This is a genomic window from Candidatus Aminicenantes bacterium (assembly GCA_026393855.1).
GTDB lineage: Bacteria > Acidobacteriota > Aminicenantia > Aminicenantales > UBA4085 > UBA4085.
Genome location: JAPKZJ010000091.1, coordinates 55,141 through 67,949, shown reverse-complemented (window position 1 = coordinate 67,949; position 12,809 = coordinate 55,141). Strand labels below are relative to the sequence as shown.

General features: G+C 64.9%; 9 protein-coding genes and 1 pseudogene. 3 read left to right on the top strand and 7 right to left on the bottom strand.

Annotated features, from left to right (window positions below):
- Positions 1–328 (bottom strand): response regulator (locus tag NTZ26_11625; GenBank protein ID MCX6561145.1); only part of this gene is annotated, 328 nt, incomplete at its 3' end.
- Positions 325–1,869 carry a PAS domain S-box protein gene (locus NTZ26_11620; protein ID MCX6561144.1) on the bottom strand — a complete coding sequence of 515 codons (1,545 nt, stop codon included), beginning with the start codon at positions 1,867–1,869 and terminating at the stop codon, positions 325–327. The genes NTZ26_11620 and NTZ26_11625, both read right to left, overlap by 4 nt.
- A 131-nt stretch (positions 1,870–2,000) precedes the next feature.
- On the opposite strand from NTZ26_11620, the pseudogene uvrA reads away from it, so the two are divergent.
- The 3 genes and pseudogenes from uvrA (at position 2,001) to ricT (ending at position 6,130) form a co-directional block, all read left to right on the top strand.
- A pseudogene (uvrA, locus tag NTZ26_11615) lies at positions 2,001–4,407 on the top strand (excinuclease ABC subunit UvrA).
- Positions 4,408–4,413: 6 nt separating this feature from the next.
- Positions 4,414–5,439 carry a DNA polymerase III subunit gene (locus tag NTZ26_11610; protein ID MCX6561143.1) on the top strand — a complete coding sequence of 342 codons (1,026 nt, stop codon included), beginning with the start codon at positions 4,414–4,416 and terminating at the stop codon, positions 5,437–5,439.
- 10 nt (positions 5,440–5,449) lie between these two features.
- Complete coding sequence (ricT, locus tag NTZ26_11605) at positions 5,450–6,130, top strand: regulatory iron-sulfur-containing complex subunit RicT (protein MCX6561142.1); 681 nt, start codon at positions 5,450–5,452, stop codon at positions 6,128–6,130.
- Between the two features lie 3 nt (positions 6,131–6,133).
- Here ricT and NTZ26_11600 read toward each other — a convergent pair whose 3' ends face one another.
- From NTZ26_11600 to NTZ26_11580, 5 genes are all read right to left on the bottom strand, one after another.
- On the bottom strand, positions 6,134–6,766 hold the full coding sequence (locus NTZ26_11600) for a zf-HC2 domain-containing protein (protein MCX6561141.1): 633 nt from the start codon (positions 6,764–6,766) through the stop codon (positions 6,134–6,136).
- A 22-nt stretch (positions 6,767–6,788) separates the two neighbouring features.
- Entirely contained in the window at positions 6,789–7,325 is a 537-nt protein-coding gene (locus NTZ26_11595) for a sigma-70 family RNA polymerase sigma factor (protein MCX6561140.1), read from the bottom strand.
- 68 nt (positions 7,326–7,393) lie between these two features.
- Positions 7,394–8,284, bottom strand: coding sequence for a class I SAM-dependent methyltransferase (locus tag NTZ26_11590; protein MCX6561139.1), 891 nt, complete (start codon positions 8,282–8,284; stop codon positions 7,394–7,396).
- A gap of 40 nt (positions 8,285–8,324) precedes the next feature.
- Positions 8,325–10,688 carry a DNA translocase FtsK 4TM domain-containing protein gene (locus NTZ26_11585; protein ID MCX6561138.1) on the bottom strand — a complete coding sequence of 788 codons (2,364 nt, stop codon included), beginning with the start codon at positions 10,686–10,688 and terminating at the stop codon, positions 8,325–8,327.
- 39 nt (positions 10,689–10,727) lie between these two features.
- Entirely contained in the window at positions 10,728–12,782 is a 2,055-nt protein-coding gene (locus tag NTZ26_11580; protein MCX6561137.1) for a glycosyltransferase family 39 protein, read from the bottom strand.
- Positions 12,783–12,809: the final 27 nt, after the last annotated feature.

Sequence of the window (12,809 nt, the reverse complement as noted above, 5' to 3'; positions counted from 1 at the left end):
TCGGCTTGTCCAGGCAGGCGAGCGGGTGGAGAGGCCGGACCCGCGCCAGGAAGGCTTCGTCCTGGGGATAGCCGGACATGAAGATGATCGGGACGCCGCTCCCCTCGGCGCGGATGCGTGCCGCGGCCTCGATCCCGTCCATGACGCCGGCCAGGTGATTGTCCAGGACCACCACATCGGGAGGCTCTTTTTCGAACCAGGCCAGCGCGGACTCGCCCGTGGCCACGATGCGGCAGCGGCCGGCGCCCGCCTGCTTCAACCGCCACTCGAGGTCCATGGCGATGATGGCTTCGTCTTCGGTCAGCAGGATGTTCAAGCCGGGCTTCATAGGCGTCCTTTTGCCGTATCTGGTTTTTCGGGAATCCGAATCCAGCAGGCCAGGCCGCCCCCCTCCGGCGACTCGAACCGGATCGAACCCTGGAGCTGATGCTCGGCCAGCATGAAGATCGTCTGCAGACCGAGCGAGCGCTGGGTCCGGAAATCGAAGTCCGCGGGCACACCGACGCCGTCATCGGCGAAGTCCAGCTCGATCTCATCCCGGTCGGTACGGGCCAGCCGTATTCTCACCTGCCCAGTCCTAGTCCCGGGGAAGGCGTGCTTGACGGCGTTCGAGAACAGCTCGTTGAGGATCATCCCGCAGGGGATGGCGATGTCGATCGGAACCTGGATCGACGCTAGATCCAGGCTCGCCTGCAGAGCCGTTCCCGGGTCTCGATGGCTGGCGACCAGCTGCGCGGTCAGCTCGGAGATATAGTCCCGCAGGTCGATGCGGGACAGGTCTTTTGATTCATAGAGTTTTTGATGGACCAAGGCCATGACCCGGATCTTGGCCTCGACCTCCCGGAAGATGCCGGCCGTCGTCTCGTCGCCCTTGGCCCGGGCCTGCAGGGATAGCATGGCCCCGATGACGTTCATGTCGTTCTTGGTGCGGTGGTAGACCTCCCGCAGGAGCGTCTCCTTTTCCTGCAGGGAGCGTCGGACCTCCTCCTCCGCACGGACCTGGTCCGTGATATTGCTGATGGTGCTGATGAAGTAGAGGGGCCGGCCTTCCGGATCGCGGCGGATCGAGGTGCTGATGTCGGTCCAGACGCTGGCGCCGCTCTTGTGGAGATACCGCTTGCGGAAGCGGGCCGACTCCCTCTCGCGGGCGAGAAGGGAGTCGACGAACTCCTGCGTCAGGGCGATGTCGTCGGGGTGGGTGATGTCGCTCCACTTGAGGTCCCGCAGCTCGTCCGCCGTGTAGCCCAGCATGGCGCAGAGAGCGGCGTTGACCTGGATTTCGCCGGTCGGGAGGGTGATCGATTTGCCCGTGACCGAATGGTCGAAAAAGTACTTGAATTTGTCTTCGCTCTCCCGCAGAGCCGCTTCCGTCCGCTTCTGCTCGGTGATGTCCCGGTAGACCGCGACGATCTCGCCGCTGGGGAGCTTATAGACCCAGTTCTCTCGCCAGGTGCCGGGATCGCGGGCGTCTTTGTAGACGCGGGCCGGGAAAGACTCGATGGACCCGGTGGCCCAGACTCTGCGGAAGACATCCAGGATGCCGAAGGCCTCGATGCCGGGGAAGGCTTCGGTGACGCGGCGGCCGAGGAGGGCCTCTTTGGGCATTTTTTCGATGGCTTCCGCGGCCGGGTTGAAGTCCCGAATAATGAAATTTTTCCCGCCATCGACGGCCTCGTAGACGGCGACGGCTTCGCGGATGTTTTCGAACAACGCTTGATAGCGGGCTTGGCTTTCCCGGAAGGCCTGCTCGCCCCGCTTGACGGTCGTGAGATCGTGCCGGGTGACCGCGGCCACGAACCTCCCTTGGCTCGAAGCGCGGGCCTTCGTCCCTTGCGCTGCCTTTCCCGGGATGGTGCGTTTTCCCTTCATGGGGCTTCCGTTTTGGCGCTGTCCGCGGGCGCTCTCCGCGCCCGGCCTTGAGCTAAGCCTACGGCCGCTTCGGCCCGAAGTCAAGCCGCCCCCCTGTCCTTTTTCCCCTGGATCGGCTAAAATCAATGGTTATGTTGACCGAAATTGTCGTGAAGAAGGCGGCCCAGCACAATTTGAAGCGGATCGACGTCCGCCTGCCGCGCAACAAGCTGATCGTCGTCACCGGCCCCAGCGGGTCCGGTCGAGTCCATCGAGGGCATCTCGCCGGCTATCTCCATCGACCAGAAGACGATCTCGAGCAACCCCCGCTCGACCGTGGGCACGGTGACCGAGACTTACGACCTCCTGCGCCTGCTCTTCGCCCGGGTCGGGACGCCGCACTGCCCGTCCTGCGGCCGCGAGGTCAGCCAGCAGACGCCCGAACAGATCGTGGCCCGGACGGCCGAATCCGCGGCCGGCGAAAAAGTCCGCATCCTGGCGCCGGTCATTCGGGGCCGCAAGGGCGAGTACCACAAGCTCTTCGACCGCCTGCTCAAGAAGGGCTTCGTTCAAGTCCGGGTCGACGGCCGCTTCCGCGATCTGGACGGGCCGATCGTCCTGGAGCGGACCAAATCCCACACGGCCGAAGCCCTGGTGGACGAGCTGCGGATCGCCCCCCACACCGAAAACAGGCTTCGCGAAGCCGTCCGGACCGCTCTCGACCTTTCGGGCGGCGAAGTCCTCCTGCTGCGGGCCGACGGCTCGGAATCATACGCCTCGCTGCGGCTGCTCTGCCCGATCTGCGACATCAGCCTGCCCGAGCTCGAGCCGCGCAACTTCTCCTTCAACAGCCCCTACGGCGCCTGCTCCAAGTGCCACGGCCTCGGCTACCGGACCGCGACCGACGAGTGGGGCGAGCCGGCCCTGACCGAGGAGGTCTGTCCTGAATGCCAAGGGCGCCGGCTCAAGCCGGAAAGCCTGGCCGTGCGCGTCGGCGGCCGCAGCATCTATGAGTGGAGCCTGCTGCCGATCCAGCGCCTCCTCACCGAGCTGGCCGCGGTCCGCTATCCCGCGGCCGAGGAAGCCGTGGCCTCCAAAATCCTTAAAGAAGTCCTGGGCCGGCTGTCCGTCTGCGCCGAGCTTGGGCTCTCCTACCTCCACCTCGACCGGACTACGGCGACGCTCTCGGGCGGCGAGGCCCAGCGGGTTCGGCTGGCGGCCCAGGTCGGGGCCCGTTTGCGCGGCATCCTCTATGTCCTTGACGAGCCGACTATCGGACTTCACCAGAGGGACAACGGCCGGCTGATCGATCTCCTACGGCGCATCCGCGACGACGGCAACTCCGTCATCGTCGTCGAGCACGACGAACAGACCATCCGGGCCGCCGATCATATCCTCGACCTGGGGCCGGGGGCGGGCGAGCACGGCGGCCGGGTCGTGGCCGAAGGCAGCCTGGCCGACATCCTGGCCTCACCCGATTCGCTGACGGCCCGGTACCTGCGGGGCGAGATGGATGTCCACCCCCCGGCGCAACGGCGTCTCCCGTCCTCCTGGCTGAGCGTCGTCAAGGCGGCCGAGCACAACCTCAAGACGATCGACGTCCGCATCCCCCTCGGCTGCATGACCGCGGTCACGGGCGTCTCGGGATCGGGCAAGAGCACGCTGGTCTACGACATTCTCCACCGCAGCCTGCAAAACCGTCTCTATCGGACCGGGCTGCGGGTCGGGGCTCACGCTGCCATCCACGGCGCGGACAAGCTGGATAAAGTCGTCTCCGTCGACCAGAAGCCGATCGGCCGCACCCCCCGCTCCAACCCGGCCACCTACACCGGGCTCTTCGCCGACCTGCGGGCCCTGCTGGCCCGGACCCAGGAAGCTCAGGCTCGGGGCTATGCGGCCGGGCGCTTCAGCTTCAACGTCCCGGGCGGCCGCTGCGAGGAATGCCAGGGGGCCGGCGTCAAACGGGTCGAAATGCACTTTCTGCCCGACGTCTTCGTGACCTGCGACCGCTGCGGAGGGCTGCGCTACAACAAGGAAACGCTGGCCGTCCGGTACAAGGGCAAGACGATCGCCGATTTTCTGGCCATGACCGTCGACGAGGCCTACGACCATCTCAAGGCCCACCCCCAGCTCAAGCGCAAGCTGGCCACCCTGCGCCAGGTCGGGCTGGGGTATATCGGCCTGGGCCAGCCCGCCCCCCACCTCTCGGGCGGCGAGGCTCAGCGGATCAAGCTGACCAAGGAGCTGGGCCGCCGGGCCACCGGCCGGACGCTCTACCTCCTGGACGAGCCGACCACCGGGCTCCATTTCGACGACGTGCGCAAGCTCCTGGAGCTGCTGGACGAGCTGGTCCGGCGGGGCAACACCGTCCTGGTCATCGAGCACAACCTTGAAGTCATCCGGGCCTGCGACTATATTATTGACCTGGGTCCCGAAGGGGGCGAGGAGGGCGGTTGGGTCGTGGCCGCCGGAACGCCCGAGGAGGTCGCCGCGGCCCCCGGCTCGTACACCGGGACCTACCTGCGGCGGGCCCTGCGGGGAGAAAGGACCGGAACCTAGACCGTCATGCCCTTCCACGATATCGCCGGGAACGGACGCGTCAAGAGCGTGCTTCGCATGGCCCTTCGACGCGGACGAGTGCCGCATGCCCTTCTATTCATCGGGCCGCGCGGCGTGGGCAAGCGGGCCACGGCCCGCGCCCTGGCCCAAGCTCTCAACTGCCGGGTCGGAATCGACGACGCTTGCGGCGAATGCGAGTCGTGCCGGGCGATTGTCAAATACGACGAACTGAGCAAGCGTATCGGAACGCATCCCGACGTCCTCGAGTATGAGCTCATGGAGGACAAGGCTAAGGTTAAGATCGACCAGGTCAGAGAACTGATCTCGTTGGCCTATTTAAAGCCAATGCTGGGGCGTAAGCGGGTCTTTATCATCGATGATGCGGACGTTTTGTCCGAAGAAGCGAAGAACTCCCTGCTTAAAGTCCTGGAAGAGCCGCCACTCTTTACTCACATCATCCTTTTAAGCGACAACTCCGCCCCGGTCTTGCCGACCATTAAATCGCGCTGCCGAATCCTGACATTCCTGCCCGTCTCCGACGAGGAAGTGGAGAAGGCCTTGATCGATCGGGGCGTTGAGCCCGAGAAGGCCCGCATCATGGCCCTGGTCGTCCGCGGCAACCTGGAGCGGGCCCTGGACCTGGACTGGGATGCGATCGAGGCGGAGCGGCGCGAAGCCTGGACGGTGTTCAAGGCCCTTACGCTGGGCGAGGATGCGGCGGCCTTCCTGCGGCGGTTCGCTTATGGCAGGCGCAAGGACGTCAAAGAAGAGATGGAGCGGACGCTTGAGCTCCTGGCGGCCTTCGGGCGCGACCTGGCCTTGCTGGGCGAAGGGGGCGACTCACGCCTCCTGCTCAATCCCGACTACGAGGACGAGCTCCGAACCTGCGCCGGCCGCACGACGCCCGAAGCGGCCATGCGGATCGTCGGCCTTCTTTTGGGGGCCGCTTCCGGCCTTGACCGCAACGTCCACCTGGGCCTGCTGGCCGCCGCCCTGACCGCCCGCTGGCGGCAGGCGGCCGATTCGATGTAGGATGACACTCATGCCAGAACTGGTTTGCTTGATTTCCGAGCGGACGGGACGGATGCTCCGGGCCCGCCGCAACGGCCTGGAGGTCGAAAAGGGCGATCTCTGCCTGGTCGATTCCGAGTTCGGCGGCGAGCTGGGCGTCGTCGCCGACACCGACTCCGTGCTCTGCTGTCACGCCCGGCGGATCGAGCTGGCCCCCGTCATTCTGCGCAAGGCCAACGACGACGACGTCCGCAAGATGCAGTGGCTGGAGGACCGCGAACAGCGGGCTTTCGAGATCTGCCTGCAGCGGATCCGCGGCCGTAATCTGCCGATGAAGCTGACCTCGGTCCGCTATTTCTTCACCGAGAAGAAAGGCGTCTTCTTTTACACCGCCGACGGCCGGGTGGACTTCCGCCAGCTGGTCAAGGACCTGGCCAAGGAGCTGCGGATGCGTATCGAGATGCGCCAGGTCGGCGTGCGCGATGAGGCCAAGATCCTGGGCGGGCTGGGCGTGTGCGGCCGGGCTCTCTGCTGCGCCAGCTTCATGCGGACCTTCGAGCCGGTGACCATCCAGAAGGCCCGCAAGCAGCACATCGCCATCAATCCGACCAAGATTTCCGGCCTCTGCGGGCGGCTGATGTGCTGCCTGGCCTTCGAGGACGAAAGCCGGGGCCGGATGTACTACGAGGAAGAAGGGGCTAACGAGGACTAGAACTTAGCGGGCGATCCGGAAAACGCCCTCTTGAGAGGCGCCTATGAAGCCGCCCTGGGGGGCGAAAGCCCTGACTTTCCAATGGTACTCGTTGCCGGGGACAATCTTGTTCCGGATATCCGCGGGCAGATCGATCCGGCCGGCTGCCGTCCGCCCCGACCAAGCCACGCCCGGTCCGGATAGGGTGATCGAGTAGTCGGTTCCCGTTCCTGCCGTCTTCCATTCCAACGCGGAGGGGGCTTGGGCTAGAGCGCCCAGGGGCCCGATGAGCTCGACGGATCCGCCGCGGACCGTATCGTCGACGGGGGCCGTCAGGGGCAAGGGGCCGGCGTCCGGGCGCCCCGGGTTGATCCCGATCCAGACGGCGATCAGAACGGCTGCCGCGACGGCCGCATAGGGCCAAAGCCGGAGGAATGCAGTTCGGGAAGGTGTTTTCCGAGCGGCCGGAATCGCCTCGGGGGAGAAGATTCTCCCGCCGTGCGCCCGTACCGCCGCGAGGATGGCCCCTCGCTCAAAGACATCGTGAAAACACCGGTCGCAATTGAAGATATGTTCCTCAAATCGGTCCCTGTCCGGCCCGCCCAGTCGGTCCAGGAGGAAATCGTCGATCTGGTATTTAAAGTTGCAACTCTTCATTTTGGTTCCGATTGAAAAGATATCATTTTAGTCGTCGGGGCGGGCCAAAAATGGAAAAATCGCTTCCCAGCATCCGGCGTAGGAGTTTCTGGGCGTAGTTGGTTCGTTCGCTGACTTTGGCCGGGCTGATCCCCAGCCGGCGGGCCGTCTCCTCGCGGCTGAGCTCGCGGAAGTAGTACAGCTCCAGGACGGACTTGTACTTGGGGGCCAGAGCCGCCACAGCCTCGGCCAGCCGGGTCAGGCGTTGATCACGTTCGGCCTCGTCGATCGGATCCGGAGGCGTGCCGGGCTCGGGAACATGGCGCAGGACGCGCGTCTTTTGGCGGATGTAATCGGCGATGCGGCGGATCGTGATGGTGTAGATGAAGGTGCCGATGGACGATTCGCCGCGGAACTCGCCCGATCGGACCTTGTCCAGCACCTGGGTCAGAATCTCGTTGACCACGTCCTCCCAGTCCGGATTGGCCGACCCGAGCGCGCGGCGGACCTTGAATCCGATCTTGGGCCGGAATTCCTCGATCATCCGATCGAGGTCGACGGCGGGAGGGCTTTGGGGCATGGCTGGATAATCCGGGACATTATAGGGCCGGCGCGATGCGCCCGCAAGCGGCCGGGCGGCGCGTCTCCTCAAGCCGCGGGCTTTGTCCTCTTCAAGACGACGAGCATGCTGCCCGTTCGGACGAAGCGCGAAGCGTCGGCCAGCCGGAAGGCTTTCATAAACCAACGAAAGACGGCAGCCGGCGCAGCGTAGCCGTATTTCTTCAGCCGCTCGCCGAGGAAGCCGAAGTCGGCGTATTGCCCCGAGGGGGAGACATGGACCGGCGTCAGGCCGTGACGGGCGGCCATGCGGCCGAGCGTGGCGGGCGAAAAGTAATGGATGTGCTCCCGCGGCTTGAACTGGAACCAGCGGCGGCCCATGAGCTTACGCTGCGGGCTCATCACATTGGGGGTGACGATCGCTAGGATCCCGTCGTCGTCCAGGAGGTCTGCAATCTTGGTCATGTCGCCGGCGACTCCGGGCAGGTGTTCGATGACGTCGAAGAGGGTGATGAGCCGGAATTTCCGGGTCGCGGCGAAGGACTCCAGCGGCACATTGCTGACCCGGTAGCCCCGGCGGACGAGATCCTCGGCCATGCCCAGGTCGAGCTCGATCCCCTCGGCCGCCCAGCCGTCTTCCCGCAGGACGTCGATGAAGTAGCCGGCTGCGCAACCGACGTCCAGGGCGTTGCCCCGGCCTTCCGGCAGAAACGGCTTGATCGTCTCGTACCAGCGGGCGAAGGTCCGTTTGCGCATCGGGGCGATGAGCTCGTAGCCTCCGTATCCGTCCGCGGAGCGCTGGAAATAATGATCCCGGTAAATATCAAAGATGGCCTCGTCCGGGATGCGCGGGTTGACGTATACCATCCGGCAAGTCCGGCAGCGGACGAGCGTGAACCCCTGAATGGCATAGAGCGGCCTTCGCCCGGTGCCGCCGCAGACGGGGCAGGGATAGTCTCGCCGCCGGATCTCTTCGCTCATGAATCGGTTACGCTACCGCAACGGGAGGGCCAAGTCAAGATTAGAACGGCTCCGCGGCGATCTTGGCCTTCCGCCGGTCGGCCAGGAACTGCTTGGGATCGACCATGATCTCGCGCGGCTTGCTGCCGTCGGACGGGCCCAGAATCCCCTCGCGCTCCATCTGATCGATGATCCGCGAGGCCCGGGCGTAGCCCAGCTTGAGCCGCCGCTGGAGATAGGAGGCGGAAGCCTGGCCCGTGCTGAGAACGAGCTTGAGGGCCTCTTCGTAGCGCTCGTCCTTCTCGTCGTCGTCGCCCCATTCCGGGCCGGAAGTGGACTCCAGTATGTCGGCGATCCGCTCATCGTACTCGGGCTCGCCCTGTTCCTTGACGAACTTGATCACCCGGCGGACTTCGGCGTTCGAAACATAGGCGCCGTGCAGCCGGATCTTCTGCGGATTGGAGGGCGGGATAAAGAGCATGTCGCCGTTGCCCAGGAGCTTCTCCGCCCCAGTCGCGTCCAGGATGATCCGGGAGTCGATCGAGGAGGAGACCCGGAAGCCGATGCGGGTGGCAAAATTGGCCTTGATCGTCCCGGTGATGACGTCGGTGGAGGGACGCTGGGTGGCCAGGACCAGGTGTATGCCGACGGCCCGGGCCAATTGGGCCAGCCGGCTGATGGCGTAGTCGATGTCCTGGCCGGAGACCAGCATCAGCTCGGCCAGCTCGTCGATGATGATGACGATATACGGCAGAGGCTTGAGCTTGGCCTTCTCCTCGTCGGTCAGCGTCCCCTTCTTTTCCTGCAGCAGCTGGGCGATGTGCTGGTTGTACTGCTGGATGTTGCGGACCTTGTGCTGGCCCATGAGGTAGAGCCGCTCCTCCATCCGCTTGACGGCGTCCATCAGGACGAAGGCGGCCTTCTTGGGGTCGTTGATGACCGGGCTGAGAAGATGGGGAATGCCCTCGAACAGCGAAAACTCCAGGCGTTTCGGGTCGATCAGAATCAGCTTGACCTCGGCCGGGGTGGCTTTGTAGAGGATGCTGGCGATCAGGGCGTTGAGGCAGACGCTCTTGCCGGTGCCGGTGGCCCCGGCGATAAGCAGGTGGGGCATCTGGGTCAAATCCGTGACATAGACCTCGTCGTGGACGGTCTTGCCCAGGGCGAAGGCCAGCTTGGAGGAGGAGTTCTGGAAGTCATCCGAGGCCAGGATGTCGCGCAGGCGGATGATCTCGCGCTTGTTGTTGGGGATCTCGACGCCGATAGAGGCCTTGCCCGGCAGGCGCTGGACGCGGACCGATTCGGCCCGCAGAGCCAGGGACAGGTCCTCGGCCAGGTTCATGACCTGGCTGATCTTGATGCCGGGGCTGGGGGTGAACTCGTAGGTCGTGATGACCGGTCCGGGGTGGTATTCGCGGACCTCGCCGTCGATCTTGAACTCCTTAAGCTTTTCCTCGATCAGCCGCTTCTTCTCCAGCAGCTCGTTCTTGTCGATCTTTTCGGGCGGCGATCCGGCGTCGAGCAGGGTCAGCAGGGGAAAGTTGTAGCCTGCGGCCAGCTCGGGGAAGAGGGCCGGCTCGGGCTTGGGCGGGGCCGGGGGCCTGATCGAGCCGCGCTTGATCTCTCGCGAAGCGGGCGGCCGGACGACGGCCGGAGTCTCTTCGGCTGCCGCCGATTCCGCCTTGCCCCGCCTGCGCTCCTTGGCCGCCTTCTTCGATTCGACGATCTTGGCGCCGTCCTCGGCCTCCTTCGCCTCGCCCCCGGTCTTGGCCGGGGCCCGGGCGTCGGTGATTTTGATCGTGACCTCTCGGGTGGCCGAGGCAAACAGGCGGCCGACGGCGCGGAACACGGTCTTCAGCGAAATCCCGGTGGCGAAGACCAGATAGAGGACCGCGGCCGCCAGGAGAACGATGAGGGCGCCGGTGGAGTTCAACAAGCCGGTCAGCCCCTCGTCGAGAAGGCTGCCGAAGAATCCTCCCGGTTCGATATCCGCCCCCCGCCAGGCCAGAGCCTGGAAGACGAGGTTGAGCAATGGGCAAAGGATGGCCAGGCCGAGGAGGATCTTGGCCGCCTGCCGGAACAAATGCTTTCGGCCGCCGAAGAGCACGGCCCGGATGCCCAGAAAGGCCATCAGGAAGGGAAAGGCGAAGGCCGTCAGTCCGAAGCCCTGAAGCGCCGTCTCGGCCAGCCAGGCGCCGACCGGGCCGGCGATGTTGCGGACTTTGTATCCGGGCTCGACGGCCCGGGCCCAGGACGGATCCCTGGAGTCGTATCCGACCAGGCTGAGCAGGAGAAACAGGGCGGCAAACAAAAGGATGACGCCGGCGATCTCGGCGGAGAGCGGCCGCTTCTTGGCCGGCGCGGCTTTGCCGTTGCCGCTGCGGGCGGACGGTTTCCCCGATTTTTTCTTCTTGGACGGACTCATGAGCTTCGGAAATTATATCACAGCGGCGGACGCGGCGCGCTAGCGGAGGACGGTCGGGCCCGTCTTATTAGCGGCTTCCCGGGGAGCCGCTTTTTCGTATCGGAACGACGACGCCAAACGCCCGCGGGACAGGGCCGCCGCATCCACCGGCTCGGGCAGGACCGTGTCCTTGAAAAACGGCTGTTCGGGCGGGACGCGGAGCGGGTCGGGCGCCAGGTCGTAGAGATAGCCCAGTATCATCCGCGCGCCTTCGGGCGGATCGGGGACTTCTCGGGAGGCCTCGGCCCGGAACTCGCCGTCCGGCACCGGGCCCGCGTGCAGGACCAACCGGACGATCTCGCGGCCGTCCCGGCCGCGCAACAGGACATAGGGCTCGGCGACGCGCTCGCCGACGTAGGGGCCGAGGTGCCCCGTCATCGAGGCCCTCAAGGTCCAGGCGCCTCCGGCGGACTTCTCCAAGACGGCTTCAGCGGCTAAGCGCTCGAAGTGGCCGGGGAAGCGGAAATCGGGAGCCTTTGTCAGACGGTAGATCTTGATGGTCGGGTTGTGGAGGTCCAGCAGGTCCTCGTCGTAGGCCGGGACGAAGGACTTGATCAGCGTGGCGTCCCTGGCCAAATCGAAATAGAAGGAGGCCCGGCTGGGGAACTCGTCGGGGAAGCGGGTGAACCGGGCGTAGTTGATGTCGCTGATCACGGCGTAGCGCACGCCTTTGTTGAACAGGGATGCGAAGCTGATGTCGCTCAGAGAATGAAGGTAGAAGGTGTCGTATTTTTCCCGGGAGATGGGAGGATCGTACATTTCGAGGGCGATCTTTTCCCCGGCCGGAATGTTCCAATGGATCCAGTCGCGGGCTTCGGTCCGCGTGTCCGGCCCGGCGATCGAGGCGTCATAGCGAACAACCCGGACGGCCGAAGGTCCGACCGCGATCAAAGCGAAGGCCGCCGTCAGTCCGGCGATCGTCCGGCCCGAAGCCGGCCGTCCGTGGACCGCTTTAGCCGCCAAGCGGGACGCCGTTCCGGCCAAGGACCAAGCCGCCAGGCCGGCCAGCAGGAGAAAGAAGGGCGCGGCAGGCAGGAGATAGCGGGTCGCCCGCGCCTTCCAGACGCCGATCAACAGGAAAAGCAGAACGGGATAGAAGAGCAGAATCCACTCCCGGGCCTTGCGCCGGATCAGGGCCGCGACGATGCCGGCAAACGCGAGGAACTGGACCCAGGCGCCGAGGTTGTCCCGGAATCCGTACTGGAGGTAGAAAAGCCAGGCCGACTGCTGGACCGAGGATCCGAAATGACCTTGCGTCAGCAGGGTCGTCGTTTGCCATTTGTACCAGAAGAGCGTCAGCTTCCAATCCAGAAAACCGTAAGGAAAACCGAGGAAGAAAGCCGCGGCGAAGGCCAGGCCGGCCAGATAGAGCGGGAGGTGAAGCAGAATGCGCTTCTTCGGTTCGCCTTTGTCCAGGACGCGCAGAAGATGGGCCAGAAACAGCGTCGGAAGAAGCATGTGGCCGCCGAATTTCATGGCCATGGCGGCGCCGGCCGCGAGGCCGGCCAGGATGTAGAAGCGGGGCCGTCCCGTTTCGTAGATCCTCCAGATAAAATAGAAGGTCAGGACGAGCAGGAATAGCATCGGCCCGTCGGGCAGCATGGCGTGGCAGATCTTGACGTGCTCGGGCGAGAAGGCCATGAACAGGCCGGCCGCGAAGCCGACGCTTAGATTGTAGATCCGCAGGCCGAGAAGGAAAATGAGGAGCACGGTGCCGATGCCCAGGACGGCCGATAGAGCCCTCCCTATGAGGTAATAGGGCGTGGGGTTCTGGACCAGGTCCTCGTTGGATTCGGCGAAGGTTTTGTGACCGGCGGCGATCGTATAGACTTTCCACATCCCTGCCAGCATGTACATGTGCAGGGTGGGGATGCCCGAGAAGTGCGGGTTCAGGTCGCCCGAGAGGAAGCGGACGGCTTTTTCGGCGAAGAAGTTTTCGTCGACGTGATAGGTGTTCGGAAGGCCCCAGCCGAGCCCCCAGAACCGTGTCCCCGCCGCTAAAACGAGAAGCAGAAGGAGGGCCGCCGTCCGGCTGGAAACCGAAGCTTTCGCCATGGCATGACTATAAGGGATGCTCCGGTC

Excerpts from the sequence above, each read along its gene's own strand:
- NTZ26_11620 (MCX6561144.1), bottom strand. The coding sequence starts at position 1,869 with ATGAAGGGAAAACGCACCATCCCGGGAAAGGCAGCGCAAGGGACGAAG.
- NTZ26_11610 (MCX6561143.1), top strand. The coding sequence starts at position 4,414 with ATGCCCTTCCACGATATCGCCGGGAACGGACGCGTCAAGAGCGTGCTT.
- ricT (MCX6561142.1), top strand. The coding sequence starts at position 5,450 with ATGCCAGAACTGGTTTGCTTGATTTCCGAGCGGACGGGACGGATGCTC.
- NTZ26_11600 (MCX6561141.1), bottom strand. The coding sequence starts at position 6,766 with ATGAAGAGTTGCAACTTTAAATACCAGATCGACGATTTCCTCCTGGAC.
- NTZ26_11595 (MCX6561140.1), bottom strand. The coding sequence starts at position 7,325 with ATGCCCCAAAGCCCTCCCGCCGTCGACCTCGATCGGATGATCGAGGAA.
- NTZ26_11590 (MCX6561139.1), bottom strand. The coding sequence starts at position 8,284 with ATGAGCGAAGAGATCCGGCGGCGAGACTATCCCTGCCCCGTCTGCGGC.
- NTZ26_11585 (MCX6561138.1), bottom strand. The coding sequence starts at position 10,688 with ATGAGTCCGTCCAAGAAGAAAAAATCGGGGAAACCGTCCGCCCGCAGC.
- NTZ26_11580 (MCX6561137.1), bottom strand. The coding sequence starts at position 12,782 with ATGGCGAAAGCTTCGGTTTCCAGCCGGACGGCGGCCCTCCTTCTGCTT.